This window comes from Nakamurella sp. (assembly GCF_048594475.1).
GTDB lineage: Bacteria > Actinomycetota > Actinomycetes > Mycobacteriales > Nakamurellaceae > Nakamurella.
The window spans coordinates 1-20,178 of sequence record NZ_JBMDXT010000331.1; the positions used below are offsets into that span (position 1 = coordinate 1).

Annotated in this window: 17 protein-coding genes; 9 read left to right on the forward strand and 8 right to left on the reverse strand. The window is 73.7% G+C overall.

The genetic code is table 11. The features are described from left to right. Window positions 1-410 (forward strand): family 1 glycosylhydrolase (locus tag ACOJUF_RS14990; protein ID WP_420122630.1); only part of this gene is annotated, 410 nt, incomplete at its 5' end. A 109-nt stretch (window positions 411-519) separates the two neighbouring features. On the opposite strand, the gene ACOJUF_RS14995 is transcribed toward ACOJUF_RS14990, so the two are convergent. The 3 genes from ACOJUF_RS14995 to ACOJUF_RS15005 all read right to left on the reverse strand — a co-directional run bounded on the left by ACOJUF_RS14995 (window position 520) and on the right by ACOJUF_RS15005 (window position 4,178). After that, window positions 520-1,464, reverse strand: a complete 945-nt coding sequence (locus ACOJUF_RS14995; RefSeq protein ID WP_420122631.1) for an alpha/beta fold hydrolase — start codon at window positions 1,462-1,464, stop codon at window positions 520-522. A 213-nt stretch (window positions 1,465-1,677) separates the two neighbouring features. Further along, window positions 1,678-2,487, reverse strand: a complete 810-nt coding sequence (locus ACOJUF_RS15000; protein ID WP_420122632.1) for an LLM class F420-dependent oxidoreductase — start codon at window positions 2,485-2,487, stop codon at window positions 1,678-1,680. A gap of 35 nt (window positions 2,488-2,522) precedes the next feature. Beyond that, window positions 2,523-4,178, reverse strand: coding sequence for an FAD-binding dehydrogenase (locus ACOJUF_RS15005; protein ID WP_420122633.1), 1,656 nt, complete (start codon window positions 4,176-4,178; stop codon window positions 2,523-2,525). Between the two features lie 407 nt (window positions 4,179-4,585). On the opposite strand from ACOJUF_RS15005, the gene ACOJUF_RS15010 reads away from it, so the two are divergent. The 5 genes from ACOJUF_RS15010 (at window position 4,586) to ACOJUF_RS15030 (ending at window position 10,323) form a co-directional block, all read left to right on the forward strand. Continuing rightward, the gene (locus tag ACOJUF_RS15010; RefSeq protein ID WP_420122634.1) at window positions 4,586-6,055 is read left to right on the forward strand and encodes a diguanylate cyclase domain-containing protein; all 1,470 of its coding nucleotides are present in this window, start codon (window positions 4,586-4,588) and stop codon (window positions 6,053-6,055) included. Next, window positions 6,052-7,539, forward strand: a complete 1,488-nt coding sequence (locus ACOJUF_RS15015) for a diguanylate cyclase domain-containing protein (RefSeq protein ID WP_420122635.1) — start codon at window positions 6,052-6,054, stop codon at window positions 7,537-7,539. The genes ACOJUF_RS15010 and ACOJUF_RS15015 overlap by 4 nt, the downstream gene beginning before the upstream one ends. Window positions 7,540-7,623: 84 nt before the next feature. After that, on the forward strand, window positions 7,624-7,965 hold the full coding sequence (locus ACOJUF_RS15020; protein WP_420122636.1) for a GNAT family N-acetyltransferase: 342 nt from the start codon (window positions 7,624-7,626) through the stop codon (window positions 7,963-7,965). After that, complete coding sequence (locus ACOJUF_RS15025) at window positions 7,965-9,344, forward strand: AI-2E family transporter (protein ID WP_420122637.1); 1,380 nt, start codon at window positions 7,965-7,967, stop codon at window positions 9,342-9,344. Before ACOJUF_RS15020 ends, ACOJUF_RS15025 begins: the two co-directional genes overlap by 1 nt. Before the next feature lie 58 nt (window positions 9,345-9,402). Further along, window positions 9,403-10,323 (forward strand): SDR family NAD(P)-dependent oxidoreductase, encoded by a 921-nt coding sequence (locus ACOJUF_RS15030; protein ID WP_420122638.1) that lies wholly within the window; start codon window positions 9,403-9,405, stop codon window positions 10,321-10,323. 24 nt (window positions 10,324-10,347) lie between these two features. On the opposite strand, the gene ACOJUF_RS15035 is transcribed toward ACOJUF_RS15030, so the two are convergent. From ACOJUF_RS15035 to ACOJUF_RS15045, 3 genes are all read right to left on the reverse strand, one after another. Next, window positions 10,348-11,100: a copper resistance CopC family protein gene (locus ACOJUF_RS15035; protein ID WP_420122639.1), complete on the reverse strand. Its 753-nt coding sequence runs from the start codon at window positions 11,098-11,100 to the stop codon at window positions 10,348-10,350. 2 nt (window positions 11,101-11,102) lie between these two features. Then, window positions 11,103-11,648, reverse strand: coding sequence for a DUF6474 family protein (locus tag ACOJUF_RS15040; protein WP_420122640.1), 546 nt, complete (start codon window positions 11,646-11,648; stop codon window positions 11,103-11,105). A gap of 186 nt (window positions 11,649-11,834) precedes the next feature. Next, window positions 11,835-12,596, reverse strand: coding sequence for an SDR family NAD(P)-dependent oxidoreductase (locus tag ACOJUF_RS15045; RefSeq protein ID WP_420122641.1), 762 nt, complete (start codon window positions 12,594-12,596; stop codon window positions 11,835-11,837). Between the two features lie 80 nt (window positions 12,597-12,676). On the opposite strand from ACOJUF_RS15045, the gene ACOJUF_RS15050 reads away from it, so the two are divergent. From ACOJUF_RS15050 to pruA, 3 genes are all read left to right on the forward strand, one after another. Next, complete coding sequence (locus ACOJUF_RS15050) at window positions 12,677-13,204, forward strand: hypothetical protein (RefSeq protein ID WP_420122642.1); 528 nt, start codon at window positions 12,677-12,679, stop codon at window positions 13,202-13,204. A gap of 116 nt (window positions 13,205-13,320) precedes the next feature. After that, window positions 13,321-14,268 carry a proline dehydrogenase family protein gene (locus tag ACOJUF_RS15055; protein ID WP_420122654.1) on the forward strand — a complete coding sequence of 316 codons (948 nt, stop codon included), beginning with the start codon at window positions 13,321-13,323 and terminating at the stop codon, window positions 14,266-14,268. A gap of 42 nt (window positions 14,269-14,310) precedes the next feature. After that, complete coding sequence (gene pruA, locus ACOJUF_RS15060) at window positions 14,311-15,942, forward strand: L-glutamate gamma-semialdehyde dehydrogenase (RefSeq protein ID WP_420122643.1); 1,632 nt, start codon at window positions 14,311-14,313, stop codon at window positions 15,940-15,942. A gap of 34 nt (window positions 15,943-15,976) precedes the next feature. On the opposite strand, the gene ACOJUF_RS15065 is transcribed toward pruA, so the two are convergent. Next, window positions 15,977-17,944, reverse strand: a complete 1,968-nt coding sequence (locus tag ACOJUF_RS15065) for a putative bifunctional diguanylate cyclase/phosphodiesterase (protein WP_420122644.1) — start codon at window positions 17,942-17,944, stop codon at window positions 15,977-15,979. A gap of 29 nt (window positions 17,945-17,973) precedes the next feature. Further along, complete coding sequence (locus ACOJUF_RS15070; protein ID WP_420122645.1) at window positions 17,974-20,166, reverse strand: Rv1355c family protein; 2,193 nt, start codon at window positions 20,164-20,166, stop codon at window positions 17,974-17,976. Window positions 20,167-20,178 lie beyond the last annotated feature (12 nt).

Consider the following 20,178-nt stretch of genomic DNA (forward strand, 5'->3'; position numbering starts at 1 on the left):
TCCTCACGCAGCCCGGCCCGTACACGGCGATGGGCTGGAACATCGACCCGTCCGGCATGGTCGAACTGCTGACCGACATGGGCCGCCGCTACCCGGACCTGCCGCTGATGGTCACCGAGAACGGCGCGGCGTTCTACGACACGGTCGCCGCGGACGGCTCGGTGCCGGATGCGGACCGGACCGCCTACCTGCACGACCACATCGACGCGGTCGGCCAGGCCCTGGATGCCGGGGTCGACGTCCGCGGCTACTTCCTGTGGTCGCTGCTGGACAACTTCGAATGGGCGTGGGGCTACGACCGCCGGTTCGGCATCGTCCGGGTCGACTTCGACACCCTGGAGCGGACCGTCAAGGACTCGGCCAAGTGGTATGCGCGGTTGATCGCCACCCACCAGCTCCCGCCGGTCTGACCCCGCCGGGCCCAGCGCGAGATCGAGGGGCCACTTCCGGCCCGTCCCGGGTGCCGGGAGCGACCGGAACTGGCCCCTCGATTCGTTGGTGTCCGTGCCGGAGAGCCGACTAGTTCGCGACGAAGAAGCTCCGCGTCGCCACGGACAGGATGTCGGTCCAGGCGCCCAGGACGGCAGAGCTGCCGGCCGCCGGGCGGACCGTCCAGCCGGGCAGGCCGCCGGCGAACTCCTCCACCGCGGCCAGGGTCGTGCCCGACTCGTGCTTGCCGTGCCATACCTCGACCGGTACCCCGATCGCCGTCGGGTCCAGCGCCCAGGTGGGGATGTCGGTGTCCCGGGCCGGCGCGGTCCATGCCGGGTTGATCAGTGCCGCGTCCGCGGCCACCGCCTCCCGGAAGTCGGACTCCATCCACCGGTCGCCCAGCACCTCGGCCGCGGTCTGGGGCAGCCGGTCGAGCATCCGCCGCCAGGTCGACTCGAGGGTCAGGTCGGCGTCGCGACCGGCGGTCTGCACCCAGCAGGCCAGCGGGCCCGACCACGGCTGGCGGGTGGCGCGCCGAGGGTGCCGGAACGAGCGCCGGCTGCGCTCGGTGCCGGGCAGCCGGACCGACACCGCGGAGACCGACGAGACCAGCCGGGGGTACCGGGCGGCGAAGGCGAACGCGTCGTCCGCGCCCCGCCCGATGCCGATGACGGCGACCCGGCCGACGGCGAGCGTCTCGACCAGGCGGCGCAGATCCTCGGCGGGCTGTTCGGTGCCGCCGAAGCCGATCGGGTCGGAGGCGCCGATGCCGGGCCGGTCGATGGCGAGCAACCGGATCGCCGACGGGAGGGCGGAGTCGTGCAGCAGCCAGCCGGGAGCCAGCCGGGACGACCCGGTGTCCGGGATCAGGACGCACGGCAGCCCGCGCGAACTGCCGTATTCGGCCCAGGCCATGATGCGCCCGTCGGGCAGGCGCAGCGCCGCGTGCGGCGCGTGCTCCAGCAGCGGAAGCAGGATGTCGTCGTCGTCGTACACGTCCGGCTGCAGGCGCGCCTCGTGCAGTGCCGTCATTGCGATCTTTCGTCCCCTCGACCCGCCGTCTTCTCCGGCGGGCATCGTTCACCCCGGAGCCGGCCCCCCACCGCGTCCCGCCGTCCTCCCCGAGGAACGGCCGTCGGCGGCGTGCACGACTCTCCCTGCCTTTATATGTGGTCAGGAGGGCCGTCTACGGCGTGTCGATACCGATCTGTGACGTGACTTTTTGGTGAACGACGACCCGGCGATTCACCCGGTTTCGGTGTTTCGCCGGTCCCGCCACACGACGGCGTCGCGCACCGACGACAAGTCGTAGTCGGGGCCGGAGACGCCCACCGTGAACAGGGTGATGCCCAGCTCGATCAGGGCGTCCCGGGCCGACGAGGCGTCATCTGAGTCGCCGGCCGGCCAGGCGCTCGATCGTTCGATCTCGGCGGGGTCCCGGCCGATCGCGGCGCAGTGCTCGGCCAGCACCGCGGACTTGCGGGCCAGGGTCTCGGGGCCGCCGAACGCGTGCCAGATGGTGCCGTGGCGGGCGACCAGGCGCAGCGTCTTGCGTTCGCCGCCGCCGCCGATCAGCACCGGGATGTCCCGGGTGGGGGGCGGGTTGAGCCGGGCCCAGCGGGCGGTGATGCGGTCCAGGTTGTCGGCCAGCAGGGCGAGCCGGCTGCCCGGGGTGCCGAACGGGTAGCCGTACTCGTCGTAGTCCTTTTCGAACCAGCCGCCGCCGATGCCGAAGATGAGCCGGCCGCCGGAGATGTGGTCGACGGTGCGCGCCATGTCGGCCAGCAGGTCGGGGTTGCGGTAGCCGCCACCGGAGACCAGGGCGCCGAACTCGACCCGCTCGGTCTGCTCGGCCCACGCCCCGAGCATCGTCCAGCACTCGAAATGCTTGCCATCCGGGTCGCCGGTCAACGGGTAGAAGTGGTCCCAGTTGAAGACGACGTCGACCCCGAGGTCCTCGGCCCGCAGCACCGCGTCGCGGATCTGCCCGTAGCCGGCGTGCTGGGGCTGGAGCTGGACGCCGATGCGGATCGGCCGGGTCGATGAGGCGCTCATGGCCCCATCCTGCCCGGTGTCGCCGAGCGGCGTGGTCAGACCGCGCCGGACGCCGCGCGCCCGGCGACCCGTCCGGAGAACAGGCAGCCACCCAGGAAGGTGCCCTCCAGCGCCCGGTAGCCGTGCATGCCGCCGCCGCCGAATCCCGCCGCCTCCCCGGCCGCGTAGAGGCCGGGCACCACCTGGCCGTCGGCGCCCAGCACGCGGCCGGACAGGTCGGTCTCCAGCCCGCCCAACGTCTTGCGGGTGATCACCGACAGCCGCACCGCCACCAGCGGGCCGGTGCCGCCGTCCGGGTCGCCCGCCAGCTCGTGCGGGGGCGCGATGCGCATCTTCCGGTCGCCGACGTACCGCCGGGCACCGGCGATCGCGACCAGCTGGGGGTCCTTGCCCAGCCCGGTGCGCACCTGGTGGTCCCGCAGCCGGACGAGCCGCTGCACCTCGTCGGCGTCGACGAGGTCCTCGCCGACCAGCGCGTTCATCCGGGCGACCAGCTCGGGAACGGTCGCGGCGGTCAGGAAGTCCGCGCCCTTGTCCAGGAACGCCTGCACCGGCGGGGTGATCTTGCCGCCGGCCCGGGTGGTCAGCAGCAACTTGACCGACTTCTGGGCGAAGTCCGGGTTCTGCTCGGACCCCGACAGGCCGAACTCCGGGCCCACCGTCGCCCGGTCGAGCAGGAACCAGGAGTGGGACCGGCCGGTGGACAGGATGTGCCGCAGCGCGCCGAGCGAGTCGAACCCGGGGAACAGCGGCGCGGGCAGCCGCCGGCCGAACGCGTCGAGCCACAGGGGGCTCGGCCCGGACAGGATGCGGATGCCGTGGCCGGTCCACACCGGCGAGTGGTTGCGCACCCCCTCCGGGTAGTGCCACATACGGTCCCGGTTGATGAGCCGGCCGCCGGCCCGTTCGGTCACCTCGAGCATGAGGCCGTCGGTCGAGTCGGGGACGCCCGAGAGCATCTCGGCCGGCGCCGCGGCCGGGCCCCCCGGCCAGTAGCGGCGGACGAGCTCATGGTTGGCGCCGATCCCGCCGGACGCGACCACGACGGCGCCGGCGGTCAGGGTGAAGTCGCCGACCGCCGTGCGGGACGACGGCTCGCCCCGGCCACCCGCGGTCGGCTCCAGGATCTGGCCCGCGGCGCCGGTCACCCGGCCGTCGTCGACCGTCAGCGCGGTGACCCGGTGACGGAAGCGGATCTCGACCCGGTCCGCCAGCTCGGCGATGCGGTGGACGAACGGGTCGACGACACCCGGGCCGGAGCCCCAGGTGACGTGGAAGCGGGGAACCGAGTTGCCGTGGGCGCCGACCTCGTACCCACCGCGCTCGGCCCACTGCACGACCGGGAACAGGCCGATGCCCCTGCTCTTGAGCCACGCCCGCTTCTCGCCCGCCGCGAAGTCCAGGTAGGCCTGCGCCCACGCGCGCGGCCAGTGGTCCTCGGGGCGGTCGAAGCCGGCCGCACCCATCCAGTCCTCGTGCGCCAGCTCCGCCGAGTCCCGGATGCGCAGGCGCCGTTGCTCGGGCGAGTTCACCAGGAACAACCCGCCGAGCGACCACCAGGCCTGGCCGCCCAGGCTCTCCGGGCCCTCCTGGTCGAGCAGCAGGACCGAGCGCCCGGCCTCGGCGGCCTCCACCGCGGCGACCAGTCCGGCCAGGCCGGCTCCGACGACGATGATGTCCGCGTCCGCCATGATCCGACCCTGCCACACCGGGCGGGCCGGCGCGCCGGACCCGCCTGCGGTCGCCGGCCGGCGTCCGTCCGGTGCTCGACCCTCGTCGACCCTGGTCGACCGAATCCGATCCGGGGCGGGCCCGGAGGCACCCGACCGGGTCGTATCAGCGTCCGGCGCCGGCCACTCCCTCGGGTGGTGCGTGGTTCGCGCGGACGCCCCGCCCGCCCGGGGAGTTCGCGCAGCGCGATCTCGGTGGGTGAACGGTCCGGTTCCGGGTGCCCCGTTCGGGCATCCGGCGCGCCGCCGGATGCCGCGAACGGTTCGCCGAGGGTGATCCGGGAGTGAGTCCGCGCGCCCGGACGAGAACTCGGAGCGCAACCGCACGAGTACGATCTGTGGTCGAGCCCAGGGGAGGGGCAGGGGACGTGAGCCGATCGACGCCGGACATCGCCTGGCAACCGCTCCGCGCCACGCCGCGCCGATTCCGGCTGCTGCTGGCCGTCGGCGGGGTCGTGGTGCTGGTCGGGTATCCGCTGGTCCTGCTGCGGGCGAGCGACCCGAGCCCGGGGCAGGTGCTGGCCGACCCGGGCTTCCTGCTGCTGACCTCGCTCGTCCTGCTCGCCGATCTGTACCCGCTCACCCCGTCCATGCGCGACGTGCGCAGCCGCGTGACCTACTCGTGGTCGGCCGCCCTGTCCCTGGCCGCGATCCTGGCCTTCGGGCCGGCGGCGGCGACCCTGTTCCTGCTGTCGGGATTCACCGCGGCCTACTCGCGACGGACCGGCCGGTGGTGGCTGATCGCCCTGAACATGGTCGCGATGGGCCTGATCGGGGTGACCATGGCCGTCCTGGCCCGGTACGCCGACACCTTCGACCCGGTGATGCCCGCAGGCGGGTGGCGGCTGGCCACCTGGGGCCTGCTGATGGGCGCCCTCGTCGTCGCCCTGGCCGCCGGACTGAGCGGGTGGGCGCAGATCGAGCTGGGCGTGCACACGTGGCGCGCCCAGCGGGCCTGGTTCAACCGGAGCGTGCGGATCTGGGGCGTCAGCCTGATCGCGGCCCCGCTGCTCGCCGCGCTCGCGCTGGACGGCTGGTGGGCGTTGCCGTCGGTGGCCATCGTCATCGTCTCGCTCAATCGGCTGTCGACCACGATGTACCGCAGCACCGCGGCCGCCCGGACCGACTCACTGACCGGGCTGGCCAACCGGCTGCGGCTGATCCGGGTGCTCTCCGGGCGTATCGCGGACGCCGGGCCCGGGGACGCGGTCACCCTCCTGCTGATCGACCTCGACCGGTTCAAGCAGGTCAACGACACCTATGGGCACCTGGCCGGCGACCGGGTGCTGTGCACCGTGGCGACCCGGCTGCAGGCCGCGGCCGGCCGGGCCGACGTGGTCGCGCGGTACGGCGGCGACGAGTTCGCCGTGGTGCTCGCCCCCGGCCTGACGGGTGTGCAGATCGCGGCCGCGGTCCAGGGCTACCGGGCGGCCCTGGTCGAGCCGGTCGCCGTCGACGGCCGGGAGATCGTGGTCGGCGGGTCGGTCGGCGTGGCCTCCACCGCCGATCCGACGATGGATGTGCTCGGTCTGCTGGCCCAGGCCGACCTGGACATGTACCGGCACAAGCGCGGCTCCGGACGGGCACCGGCCGTCCCGGCGGCCGGGCCCGGGACCCCGGCCGGGACGGGCCCGGTGACCGGGTCCGCGTTCGGGTCCGGGCCTGCGGCGACGGTCACCGCGGGGCCGGCCGACCCGCTGATCGGTCCGCCGGTCTGGTCGGTCAGCCTGCAGGGCGCCGCGACCGGTCCGACCGCCGGGTGGCCGGGCGTGTGCTGGTCGGCCGCGCCCACCGACGGGCCGGCCGGCGCCCGCCTGCCGGAGAGGCCGCTGGCATGACCGACGTCCGGACCGAACCCGCCGCCCCGGCCGACGGGCCGATGGCGCTGCCGCTGCGCCGCATGCCCGCCCGGTTGCGGTGGTGGCTGGCCGGGTGCCTGACCGTGCTGGTGGGCGGCTTCGTCGCGCTGCACGCGTCGGCGCCGGGCCCGGACCTGCCGCAGATCGTCCGCGAGCCGGGCGCCCTGCTGCTGCTGGCGCTGATCCTGCTCGCCGACGCCTACCCGGCGTTGCCGTGGATGCGGCATGCGAACCCGTTCGACGAGTTCATCTTCTCCACCCCGCTGGCCATCGCCGCCCTGATGGTCTACGGGCCGCACGCCGCGATCGTCTTCGTGGTGGCCGGGCTGGCGATGACCGTCGTGCTGCGGATGCGGTGGTGGCGGGTCGTGCTCAACACCGCCCTGTGGGGCGTCCAGGGCCTGGCCGCGGCCGGCGTGCTGGCGGTCGTCTGGCACTGGTGCGGGTGGACCGACCAGGTGCCCGGGTGGGCGATGCTGCCGGTCTCCATCGTGCTCAGCGTGGTCATCGAGGGGTTGAACGTGCTGCTCGTGATGACCTCGCAGGTGCTGGCCGGGGCGACGACGCCGCGGGCGTACCTGGCCGACTGGCGCCGCCAGGCCATGATCGGGACGCTCGACCTGACCGCGCCGATCCCGGCCGTGCTGGCGGCCAGCCAGCCGGTGCTGCTGCCGTTGCTGGCCATCGCGATGATCGCCGCGCTGGCCGGCCTGCGCGCCGTCATCTCGCGCACCGCCCAGGCGGGGACCGACCCGTTGACCGGGGTGCCCAACCGGGCGTACCTGCTGGGCCAGCTGCGCAGCCGGCTGGCGGCGCACGACATCGACCGGCACCCGGTGACGGTGCTCCTGGTCGACCTGGACCGCTTCAAGCAGATCAACGACGAGCTCGGCCACCTGGTCGGCGACCGGGTCCTGGTCGAGGTGGCCCACCGGCTGGCCGACGTCATCCGGTCGACGGACGTCGTCGCCCGGTTCGGCGGCGACGAGTTCGCCGTGCTGCTGTCCGGCGGGTCCGGTCAGCCCCGGCCGGCCGAGGTGGCGGCCCGGATCCGGGCCGCGGTGTCCCGGCCGGTCGAGATCCCCGGTCGGTGGGTGCGGGTGGGCGTGACCGTGGGGTGGTCGCAGACCGACCGGCGCGAGACCGACCCGATGGTCCTGCTGCAGCAGGCCGACGCCCGGCTGTACGCGGCCAAGGCGGCCCGGCCCGGGCACCGTCCGGCCGCCGATCCCGGTGCCGACCACCACGACCACCCGGGACCGGCCACCCGGCCGGACACCGGCCCGGACGGCATCCCGGCCGGCGCCGGTCCGAGCGCCGGGATCGGGCTGGGGACGGTCGGTTCCGGGGGGTCGAGCGTCGCCCCGCCGGTCCGGGCGAGCTGGTCCCCGGTGTGGACCGGCGCGCCTTCGGGCACCCTCCCGGCGCATGATGGGCAGGCGCAGGTCGCCTCGACCCGATGACCCTCGGCGAGCGGCACCGCGCGAATGTGTCACGATGCCAGCGGCTGCGACGCACGCCGACAGTCCATTGCAGAAGGGGTCGGGATGTCCGATCAGAGCACCCAGGATCTGACCAGCCTCGAACCGCTCGGGGCCGGGCCGACCCGGACCCGGTCGATCGAGCACCAGAAGTCCCACGGCCGGTTCTCGCTCACCATCGACGGGCGCGAGGTCGCGGTCGCCGACTACCGGCGGCTGCCCGGTAAGTGGAACATCGTGCACACCTACACCGAGCCGGCGTCCCGCGGCTACGGGGTGGCCTCCGACCTCGTGCGTGAGCTGCTGAACGCGGCCCGGGAAGAGGGCGTGAAGGTCGTGCCGACCTGCCCGTACGTCGCCTGGTGGATCGGCGAGCACCCCGACTACGAAGATCTCGTCGCCACCTGATGGCGGCAGCCCGCCCGGGTGATCCGGATGCCGTGGAGCCGCCCGCCGGTCCGGCGGGCGGCGGTGCGGAGCCGCAGGGCGCCGACGCGGCCCTGGACGCCGCGATCGACGACGCGCTGGCCGAGCTGGCGCGCGACCACCCGAGCGGCGGTCCGGGCGATCAGCCGGACGGGTCACCGGAGTCTGCGCGGGCCCAGTCCGAGCGGTGGCGGCGCAGCCGGGCCGGGCTGCGGTCGGCCATGCACACGATCTCGGCCCGGGTGGTGAGCGAGCGGGCCCTGGCCGCGTCGGAGGAGGCGGCGGCCGGTGCCGAGGCCGCGCCCGCCGCCGCCGCCGGCCAGGGCCGGGTCACCGGCCGTCGCGCCTCGCCGTTCGAGTGGGGATTCCTCGGCGGTCTGGGCGTGCTGATCGCCTACATCACGTTCCTGGTGCTGGACAGCATCCGGGACACCCTGCTGCTGATCGCGATCGCGACGCTGCTGGCGATCGGCCTCGACCCGCTCGTGTCGATGATGACCCGGCGCGGCCTGCGCCGGGGCGCCGGCGTCGCCGTGGTGTTCCTCGGCCTGCTGGCCGTGATCGCCGCCGCGGTGTACGCGATCATCCCGCCGATCGTCAACGAGGTCGGGTCGTTCATCAACTCGGTCCCGGTGCTGATCACGAACCTGCAGACCAACGAGACGATCCGCGACCTGGACCAGCGCTTCGGGGTGCTCGACGCGCTGCGCAACTCCAACATCGTGCAGAACGTCGGCAGCGGGGCGGCCGGCGGCATCCTGTCGGCGGGGTTCACGGTGGCCACGGTGTTCGCCGACCTGCTGATCGTGCTGATCCTGACCCTGTACCTGCTGGCCGGGTTCCACCGGATCAAGGCGGCCGCGTACCGGCTGGTGCCCGCCTCGCGGCGGGCCCGGGTGATGGACCTGAGCGACCGCATCCTCAAGCAGATGGGCGGTTACCTGTCCGGCGCGACGATCATCGCGCTTCAGGCGGGCCTGGTCGCCGGCGTCTTCTCGGCCATCATCGGCCTGCCCTACCCGTGGGCCATCGCCCTGGGGGCGGCGGTCCTGGACTTCATCCCCGTCGTCGGGCCGATCATCGTGGGTGTCTCCATCACCCTGATCGGGTTCACCCAGGGCCTGGCGATCGGCATCATCTCCGGGACCTTCTACCTCTGCCAGCATCTGTTCGAGGCGTACTGGCTGTACCCGCGGGTGATGCGGCGCACGGTCAACATCTCCACCGGCGGGGTGGTGGTGGCGATCCTGATCGGCGCCGCCCTGCTCGGCGTGACCGGGGCCATCCTGGCCGTGCCGGTGGCGGCGGCGATCATGTTGATCGTCCGCGAAGTGATCATGCCGATGCAGGAACGTTCGTGACGGGTGGTCCCGGGACCGGGAAGGTGGCCGGGACGGTGGGGGAAGGGACGCGACCGCGGTGAAGGGGAGATGGCGCAGCATCGGCCTGCCCGATCAGGTCGGCCGGCGGGCGATCGTGACCGGGGCCAACACCGGGCTGGGCTTCGCCGTCGCCCGGGTCCTGGCCGGCGCCGGGGCCGATGTCGTGCTCGCCGTCCGGGACCTGGACAAGGGCGTCGCGGCGTCCCTGCGGATCCGGCACGAGTTCGACGAGGCACTGGTGCGGGTCGTCCATCTGGACCTGGCCAGCCTCGCCTCGGTCGAGGAGTTCGCCGCCGCGCAGCTGGCCCAGGGACCGGTCGACCTGCTGGTCAACAACGCCGGAGTGATGCTCGTGCCCCGGCGCGAGCTGACCGAGGACGGCTTCGAGCGGCACATGGGCGTCAACCACCTCGGCCACTTCGCCCTGACCGGCCGGCTCCTGCCGGCCCTGGAACGATCGCCGGCGGCCCGCGTCGTCAGTGTGACCTCCCTGGCCGCCCGCCGGGCGCGGCGGCTGGACCACGGGCTCGGACTCGAGGGTGAGTACACCCCGATGGGGGCCTACAGCCAGTCCAAACTGGCCGTCGGGCTGTTCGCCGTCGAGCTGGACCGCCGGTTGCAGGCCGCCGGTTCGACGGTGGCCAGCGTGCTGGCCCACCCCGGCTGGTCGGCCACCGCCGTCGCCCAGCCCGATGACGGGGCCGGCCGGTTCGTGGTGCTCTCCCGGCGGGCCACCGCGCTGCTGGGCAGCTCGCCCGCCGCCGGCGCCCGGTCCGAGGTGGCCGCGGCCACCGCACCCGGGGTCGCGGGCGGCGTCGTCGTCGGCCCGCGCTTCGGGGTCCGGGGCACCCCCACCCCGCGGTCGGTGGGCCGGCCGATGGCCGACACCGCGGAGGCGGCCTGGCTGTGGGACCGTTCGGTCGAGCTCACCGGAGTGCGCCCGCCCATCGGGGGCTGACGGCGGATCCGCCCCGGGTCGGGCTCAGCGATCGGCGGCCGGCGGGCCGTCCGGGTCAGCCGCGCCGGCGGCCCGCCGGCGCCGGAGCACCAGGACGGTGCCGACCGCGAGGACGGCGACCAGGGCCAGGACCAGCCACGGCCAGACCGGGGTGCCGCCGGTCAAACTCGCGGCCGCGGCGCCCGTATCGGTGGTGACCACCGGGGTGGTGATCGGGGCCGGGGTGCCCGGCGCCGACGTCGTGGCCGGTCCGGCCGTGCCGGTGGAGGTGCCTGGCGTGCTCGTCGCCGTGATCGGGATCGGGCTCGCGGACTGGCTCGAGCCGGTCGAGGGGCTCGGGCCGGAGACCGGGGTCGCGGGCGCGGCCGTGAGCTCGAAGCGCAGCTGGCCCTCGACCGGATGCCCGTCGTCGGAGACCACCCGGTACGCGACGGTGTAGGTGCCGGCCGCCGGCAGCGACTGCACCGCGGTGCTCAGGGTCACCCCGTCGACGACCGCGTCGCCGGACTGGTACTGGTTCCCGTCGGGACCGGTGACGGTGACGACCGGCCCGAAGTCCTCGAGCGCGTCGTCGAAGGTGAGGGTCACCCGGGCCGGTGCGGTCGCCAGCGTGGCCCCGTCGGCCGGGTCGCTGCCGACCAGGCTGGCGTGGGCGGCGGCGGGGAGGGCGAACCCGACGGTGGCCAGCAGCACGAGCACGGCCACCAGGGCCGCGCGGGCCGGGGCCGCGGGGCGGGCTCGGGCCCGCGGTCCGGTGACCGTTCTCGGATGGGCCACGGTCAGACGGCGCGCGGTCCGACCAGGTACGCCATCAGCTGTGCATCGACGTCGTCCAGGTCGGCGGAGATGGCCCGCAGGGCGGACCGGCGGGTGGGCGACGGCATCGTCGCGGTGGCCGCGGCGGCCGCCGAGAGCTCGCCCAGCCGGGCGATCGTGCCGTCCACGAACCGCGTCACGGACGGATCGGTGCCCCGCCGGGACCGCAGATCGTGCAGCGCATTGCGCAGGCCGACGATCCGGGCCTGCACCTCGCCGGCCGCGCCGCGGTACTCGGCCACGTCCTCGATCGGAACGCCCAGCTGCTTGGCCCGGCGCTCGTCGAGGACGCCGCGGACCCCGGTGGACGCGCGCAGCGCGCCCGCCGCCACGGCCGGGCCGACGATCTTCGCGGCCAGCAGCAGGCGGCGCATGGCCCGCGGGTCGCTGAGCAGGCCCACGACTCCGCCCGAACCGGCGGCCTTGGCCGCTCCGCTCGACCTCGCCCGTCCGCCGGACGAACCCGACGGCTTGGTCGCCTTCCTGCGGGACTTACGACGCAGCGCCACGCCTGCTCCCTCCTTGCCCCGGTCGGTCCGGTGGGGCGACCGGGTGGTCCCGGCCAGCCTAGTTGGCCGAGCGGGCGAGGTCACCGACAGCCCTGGCCGGCCGAGCGGGCGAGGTCACCGAAGCCCTGGCCGGCCGAGCGGGCGAGGACACCGCCAGCCCGGCCCGGCCGGGCGGGCCGGGACCGCTCAGCGCGGCGGCATCCGCAGCGCACCGTCCAGCCGGATGACCTCGCCGTTGAGGTAGTCCAGGTCGGCGATGGCCAGGACGAGCCTGGCGTACTCGTCCGGCCGCCCGAGTCGTGACGGGTGCGGTACTCCGGCGGCCAGCGCGGCCCGGAACTCCTCGGTGATGCCGGCCATCATCGGGGTGTCGATGATCCCGGGGGCGATGGTGACGACCCGGATGCCGGACTGGGCCAGATCGCGGGCGGCCGGCAGGGTCAGGCCGGCCACCCCGGCCTTGGACGCCGCATAGGCCGCCTGACCGATCTGCCCGTCGAACGCCGCCACCGACGCGGTGGTCACGATCAGGCCGCGCTGGCCGGCCTCGTCGACCGGATCGGCCGCGGCCATCGCCGCCGCGGCCAGCCGGAGCACGTTGAACGTGCCGACCAGGTTCACCCGGATCACCCGGTCGAACAGGGCCAGGTCGTGCACGCCGGCCCGGGACAGGATCCGGCCGGCGGTCGCCACCCCGGCGCAGGTGACCGTCACCCGCAGCGGCGCCGACCCGACGGCCGCCGCGACCGCGGCCTGCACGTCGTCGGGGTCGGTGACGTCGCCGTCGACCGCCGTGACCCCGGCGGGCGGCGACGCCGCCCGTTCCCATCCGGCCGCCAGGTCCAGGCCGATCACCGTCATCCCGGCCCCCGCGAGAGCGGCGGCGGTGGCCGCACCCAGGCCGGACGCGGCTCCGGTGACCAGAGCGGACGATCCGGCGATGTCCATGACGCCTCCCGCGTGTGCGATCCCGAGATCTTGAGCGAACCTTCGGCGATGCTTCAGGGCCGGTCGGCACCCTCGTCGGCATGAGGCCACCATTGAATTCCGCCGACGACGAGCGTGCCACCCGGGGCGGCCCGGCCGGCGAGGCCGCCCGCCGGCTCACCGCCCTGGAGGTCCGGGTCGACGACCTGCTGCGGGCCCGGCGCCGGGCGCGGGTCGGCGGCCCGATCCTGCTGCTCGCGCTGGCTGCGGTGACCCCGCTGGCCGTGGTGCACTCGCGGACGGGCCCGGACGCGTCGTTCACCCTGGTCGAGGTGGCGCTGGGCCGGGTCGGGGGGCTGCCGGCCGGCCTGTTCGTGGCGCTCGGCGCGCTCGGCCTGCTGGGGGTCATCGCCGCTGCCGCCCTGGGCCGGTCGACCGGGAACGCCTCGACCGTCCGGTGGGTGGTCGCGCTCGGCGTGGCCCTGCTGGTCCTGCTGCTGGCCGCGCTGCTCGTGGCGGCCGGCGCCGCCCGGCCGGGCGGCACCGTCCAGCTGCTCACCCCGGCCCTGGTGCTCGGCGGCGCCGCCGCGATCGGCTTGATCGGCGGCGCCCTGGAACTGCGACGGTGACGGGCCCGGCCGGGCGGGCCCGTGGACCCGCCCGGCCGACCGGCCTGACGCCGCCGGCCGGTCCGTGCTGAGATGGGGGAGAAGGCCGGCGGAGCCCGGAGGAGGCGACCATGTTCCTGCTGCGCAAGCCCATCCTGGCGCTGTCCGGCAACGGCGCCGTCCGGGAGACCCTGACCAGGACGCCGCTCACCCGCGGGGTGGTCGACCGGTTCATCCCCGGGGAGACGACCGCCGACGCCGTCGCCGCGGTCCGGCGCCTGCGGGCCGACGGGATGCGGGTCAGCCTGGATCACCTGGGCGAGGGCACGACGGACCGGCCGACCGCCGACGCCGCGGTCCAGGCGTACCTGGATCTGGTCGAGGCCCTCACCGCGGCCGGGCAGGTGGCCGGGACGGAGCTGTCGGTCAAGCTCTCGGCGGTCGGGCAGGCGCTGCTCGCCTCGCCGGACCTGCCGTCCGGCGGCAACGCGTACGCGCTGGCCGGGGCGCGGCGGATCGCCGACCCGGCCTACGCCGCCGGCGCCCGGGTCACCCTGGACATCGAGGACCACACGACGGTCGACCAGACCCTCGAGGTGCTGTTCGAACTGCGGCGCAGCCATCCCGACGTGGGCATCGCGATCCAGGCGATGCTGCTGCGCACGCCCAAGGACCTGGCCGAGCTGAGCGGGCCGGGGTCGCGCGTCCGGCTGGTCAAGGGCGCCTACGACGAGCCGGCCGACGTCGCCTACACCGACCCGGACCAGATCGACCTGGCCTACGTCCGGGCGATGAAGGTGCTGATGGTCGGCAAGGGCTACCCGATGATCGCCTCCCACGACCCGCGGATCGTGGCGATCGCCGACAAGCTGGCCAGCGACGCCGGACGCACGCCGGACCGCTGGGAGCACCAGATGCTGTACGGCATCCGGCCGGACGAGCAGCGGCGGCTGGTGGGCGAGGGCAAGACGGTGCGCGTCTACGTGCCCTACGGCTCCGACTGGTACGGCTACTTCACCCGCCGGCTCGCCGAACGCCCGGCCAACCTCCTGTTCTTCCTCCGTTCGCTGACCAGCACGTCCTGATCCGGCGGGCCTGCCCCGACCAGCTGCCGAAAGGAACGCCCCATGGACGCCGTCACCCACCCGCCGCACCCGGTCAACGAGCCCGTGCTGGACTATGCCCCGGGCTCGCCGGAGCGGGCGGCGCTGGTCGATGCGCTGGCCGGCTTCACCGCCCCCCTCGACCTGCCGGCGGTCATCGGGGGCGAGCGGCACCGGCCCGGAGGTGCACCGTTCGACGTGGTCGCCCCGTTCGATCACCATCGGGTGCTGGGCACCAGCGCGCACGCGGTGCAGGCCGACGCCGGGCGCGCGGTCGATGCCGCGCTGGCGGCGGCGCCGTCCTGGCGGGCGCTGGACTTCGACTCCCGGGCGGCCGTGCTGCTGCGGGCGGCGGACCTGCTGGCCGGTCCGTGGCGCGCCCGGATCAACGCCGCGACCATGCTGGGCCAGGCCAAGACGGCCTACCAGGCCGAGATCGATTCCGCCTGCGAACTGGCCGACTTCTGGCGGTTCAACGTGCACTTCGCCCGGCAGATCCTCGCCGACCAGCCGATCGCCAACGCCCGGGGCATCTGGAACCGGACGGATCACCGCCCCCTGGAGGGCTTCGTCTACGCGGTCACCCCGTTCAACTTCACCGCGATCGCCGGCAACCTGCCCACCGCGCCGGCGCTGATGGGCAACGTCGTGGTGTGGAAGCCGTCCCCGACGCAGCAGCTGGCCGCATCGCTGACCATGGATCTGCTGATGGAGGCGGGCCTGCCGCCCGGGGTGATCAACATGCTGCCGGGGGCGGGTCCGGAGATCTCCGAGGTCGTGCTGGCCCACCGTGACCTGGCCGGCATTCACTTCACCGGGTCGACCCGCGTCTTCCAGCAGCTCTGGGCGACCGTCGGGGCCGCCGTCGCCGGCTACCGCAGCTACCCGCGGCTGGTCGGCGAGACGGGGGGCAAGGACTTCGTCGTCGCCCACCCGTCGGCCGACGTCGACGTGCTGCGGACGGCGCTGGTCCGGGGCGCGTTCGAGTACTCCGGCCAGAAGTGCTCGGCCGCCTCCCGGGCCTACGTGCCGGAGTCGGTCTGGCGGCGGGTCCGGGACGGGCTCGTCGCCGAGACGGAGGCGCTGACGGTCGGGTCGGTCGAGGACCTGGGCAACTTCACCAGCGCGGTCATCGACGCCCGATCGTTCGGGCGGCTCACCGCGGCGATCGACCGGGCCCACGCCACCGACTCGGTGTCGGTGCTGGCCGGCGGACGGTACGACGGCGAGCAGGGCTACTTCGTGCGACCGACCCTGCTGCAGGGCACGGACCCGCGGGACGAGATCTTCGGCCAGGAGTACTTCGGACCCATCCTGTCCGTCTACGTCTACCCGGACGCGGGGTTCGACGCGGTGCTGCGGGAGGTCGACCAGGCCTCGCCGTACGGGTTGACCGGGTCGGTGATCGCCCGGGACCGGGCCGCGGTGGCCGCGGCCGCCGACGCCCTGCGCTACACGGCCGGCAATTTCTACATCAACGACAAGCCGACCGGCGCGGTCGTGGGCCAGCAGCCGTTCGGCGGAGCCCGGGCGTCCGGAACGAACGACAAGGCCGGTTCACCGGCCAACCTGCTGCGCTGGACCTCGCCTCGGTCGATCAAGGAGACGTTCGTGGCCCCGACGTCGGTCGGCTACCCGCACCAGGCGGGGGGCTGATCGCCGGGGCCCGGACCCATCCCGGGCCCCGGGATCAGGGCTCGGACTCGCGGAACCGGCGGGTGGCCAGCGATGCGGGCACCGTCGGCCCGTCGTACCCGGACGCCGTCCGCAGCGGCGACGGCGCCAAGCCGTCCAGCGGGTCGACCGGGGCCATGGCGGTGCAACCGCCGACGGCCAGGATGCGTTCGATGTCGGCCGGCGGCCGCGGCGGGGAGAACAGGAAGCCCTGGGCGTGGGTGCAGCCCATCTCGACCAGGATGCCCGCTGCGATCTCGGTCTCCACCCCCTCGGCCACCAGTTGCATGCCCAGGGCGCCGGCGAGACCGATGATCGACCGGACGATCGCGAGGTCGTCGGGATTGGTCCCGAGCTGGAGGACGAAGCCCTTGTCGATCTTGAGGATGTCCACCGGGAGCGTCTTGAGCTGGGCGAACGAGCTGTAGCCGGTCCCGAAGTCGTCGATGGCCACTCGGACGCCGATCTCCTGCAGCCCGCGCAGCGTCGCCAGGGCCTGGTCGTTGTCGCGGACCAGGGCCTGTTCGGTGATCTCCAGGGTGAGGCGTTGCCCGTCCATCTGGTGCTCGGCCAGCACCCGGGCCACCGTGGCCACGAAGTCGAGGGTGATCAGCTGGGCCGGGGAGATGTTGACCGCCACGTTGAGCGGGTGGTCCGGGAAGCGCCGCTGCCACAGGCGCTGCTGCAGGCAGGCCTGACCGAGCACCCACCGGCCGAGTTCACCGGCCAGGTTCGTCGCCTCGACCACGTCGATGAAGGCGCCCGGTTGCAGCAGCCCCAGGGTCGGGTGCGGCCACCGGACGAGCGCCTCGACGCCCAGGATGCGGCCGTCCCGCAGGTCGACCTCGGGCTGGTAGTTCAGCAGCAGCGACCCGTTGCGGATGGCGGCACCGATGTGCAGCTCGATGTCGGTGCGGATCTCGTTGGCCTGCCGCATCTGGGCCGAGAACACGCCGATCTCGTTCCCGCCGCGGCTCTTGGCCTCCAGCATCGCCTGATCGGCCTGGTCCATCAGTTCCGAGGCCGACGACAGCCCGGGGAAGCCGAGGGCGACGCCGATGCTGACGGCCCGGCTGACCTCCTCGCCGCCGACCTGGATCGACTCGTTGGCGACCGACCGGAGGTCCTCGGCCATGGTCCGGGCGCCCACCTCGTCGGTGCTGCCGGACATCACCAGCACGAACTCGTCGCCCCCGAGCCGGGCCAGCAGGTGGCTGCCCTCGATCCGCTCGTGCAGGCGGGAGGCCAGGGTCTGCAAGTACTGATCGCCGGCGGCGTGGCCGAAGAAGCTGTTCAAGGCCTTGAGCCGGTCGACGTCCATGAAGATCAGACCGACCGGACCCGGCTGCCCGGGTTGCAGGCGCTCGGTGAGGTGGTCGATCAGCGACCGGCGGTTGGCCACGTCGGTGAGCTCGTCGTGGTAGGCCAGGTAGAGCAGGCGCTCCTCGGCGTCGACCCGGGCCTGCAGCTGGGCCAGCAGCCCGGCGACCGCCCGCAGGGCGTTGATCTCGGCGATGCTCCACTTGCGGTCGCCGTACTTGACGAAGCCCAGCACGCCCATGGTGTCGTCCGGCCCGAGCAGCGGCACGACGGCGAGCGAAACTCCGACCTCGACCCCGGACGCCCGCCGCACCAGATCCTGGTACTCGGTGTCGTCGACGTCCTCCTGCCCGACCGTGCCGGGCCGGGTGATCAGGACCGTCGACAGGTGCTCCGAGGCCGCGAACGCGGGGTCGGCCCCCTCGAAGTAGACGAAGGCCAGCGGGTCGGGATCGGGCTTGTCCAGCCGGGGCGGCCATTCCGCGACCAGGAGGGTCGCCCGCCGCACGTGGTCGTTGCGCCGCAGAAAACTGTTGTCGACCTCGAAATACTCGACCAGGCGGGCCAACAACTGTTCGGTGGCTTTGTGCAGTGATGCCGCCGTGACCCCCATGAGGTCGACGGCGGCCTGGGTGACGAGTTCTTCAAGGCCGGCTTTCGGCACCGGAGCTTCCTACTTCCCGCATGTCGGGGTCATTCGAGATCGGCCTGAACGTCGCTGCGACGCCATCGCCTTCCGCTGCGCACGGCAGGCCCGGGCCGGTGAACCAACCGCAGGACGAGCACGCATGCCTCCCCGACGTCGATTCGAAGGATTCTACTGAAGTGATCCCTCATCGTGGCAAGCTCCTCACCCTGTTTGGGTGTCAAAGAAGCAAGATCGTTGTCGTTTCGCGCGTAGAGGAAGACCGGGGAGATGGGATACGCGCCCAGGCCCAGCCGGTTCGCGGTGATCCAAAGCCGTTCCAGGGCCATGCCTCCGGCGACGTAATCGGCCGGGCGGTCGCCACGGATGGTCACTACGGCCATCCCGGACGAGTGACGTACGCGCTCCCGGGTCGGATCTCCCAGCGCCGCCCCGAGATTCCATTGCTCGAGGTAATCCATGACGTCCCGCCGTCGGGCGACGTCGAGTTTGATCAGGTCGACCGAATCCAGTGACAGGGTGCGCACGTCGATGCCGCGGTCCAGCGGGTCGCGCCCCGGCCACCGCAGCTCCGACAGCATCTCCCGGTGCAGCCGGGGGGTCAGGTAGCGCAGCCGGTCGGACTCGGCCAGCAGGTCGGCCAGCTCGGCCAGCGGCCCGGCCTCGGTGACCAGGATCAGCCGACCGCCCTCCCGGGCCGCCGCGTCGTGCAGGTCCCGCCGCTCGTCGTCGGTGAACGGCTGGGGAACGCCGACGGTGCGATTGGACATCCGGTCGATCATGGGCGCGAAGTCGGCGGCCAGGGCCGTGTCGACGCCCTGACCCAGATGCACCGTGACGGTGGGATGGCCCGTCGCCGCGTCGATCTCGACGTCGACCGGGCCGGCCGCCGAGTACGCCGCGGCGGCGACCCTGGCGTTGAACGCCGCCGCCCCGACGGCCACGTAGCTGCCCCGATGGCCCACGTCCATCGCCACCATCGGGCCCCCGCCCGGCAGTGCGATGGTGACCCGGTCGGCGGACGGGGTGATGATCCACGGCTGGCTGTTCCCCCCGGACGGCGCCAGCCAGGCCGCCGCGACCATCGCCTCGATGGCCGTCTCCGGGCGGCCGGCCGGCCGCGGATCCGGCTCGGGCACCGGCTCGGCCTCGGTTCCGGGGCCGCCGGTGCGGCCGGCTCCGTCCTGGTCGGTCGCCCCGGCCGACGGCCGGCGGACCGCGGCCAGCTGCTCGTCCAGATCGAGCCGGATGCGGCCGGACGGGGCCGGCTCGCCGCGCAGGATCCGGCGGACCGCGGTCGCGACCTCGGCCGCTCCCAGGATCACGTCGCTGGCCAGCTGCGGCCAACTGAGCACGGTGCGCTCGGTCTCCACCAGGGAGGCGGCCAGCCGCGGGGAGAGCTGGGCCGGCTCGAGAATCCGCATGACGTAAGGGGCCTTGTCCCGGGCGGACAGCCCGCGCAGCGTCGAGGCGTCCACCGGGCCGAGCAGGCCGTGGAAGATCTCCGCGTCGGGCTCGAGATCGAATCGCTCGACGTCGATCAGCCCGCGGTCGCTGGTCGCCATCACCACCGGAATTCGTCGTTTCCGGGCGGCAATTCGCAGCAGAATCTTGATGTCCAGGGAATCGCACTCGTCGACGACGATGTCCAGCCCGTCCACGAATTCTTCGACGCCGTTCTCGGGAACTCCGGCGGTGTTCACCTCGACCGAAAGATACGGATCGATTTCGGCAATGCGGCGGGCGGCCACGATCGCCTTGTTCTCGCCGAGATCGAGAACCGAGGCGGGCAGCCGATTCAAGTTCCACAGTTCGATCTCGTCGAAGTCCGCGAGGCGCAGCATGCCGCACAGACCTTCCATGGCCAGCGTGTGCGCGATCGAGTGGCCCACGCTCAGCCCGGCGATTCCGATCCGGGCGCGACGGAAGCCCTCCTGCTCGGCGGAGCTGATGTGGTAGCGATTGCGGTCGAATCGGATCCGCCGGTACAGCTCGGGACCCGGCAGCGTCATCAGCGTCCGGCGCCAGGCGAAGTACGCCCACCGGCACGGCTCGGCGGCGGCCGCGGGACTCGGTGGCGGGCGCAGGGCGGCCAGCTGGCGATCGAAGGCGGCCGAATGGTCCAGGACGATGACGTCCGGATCGGCGCGCAGCTGCGCCAGTCGGGGGGAGTCGAGCGGTTCGTCGTCCGGGAAGAGGACGGGACGAAAACTATCGGGCGCGCTGATCGAGGGCGACACCCGATCTGCCTA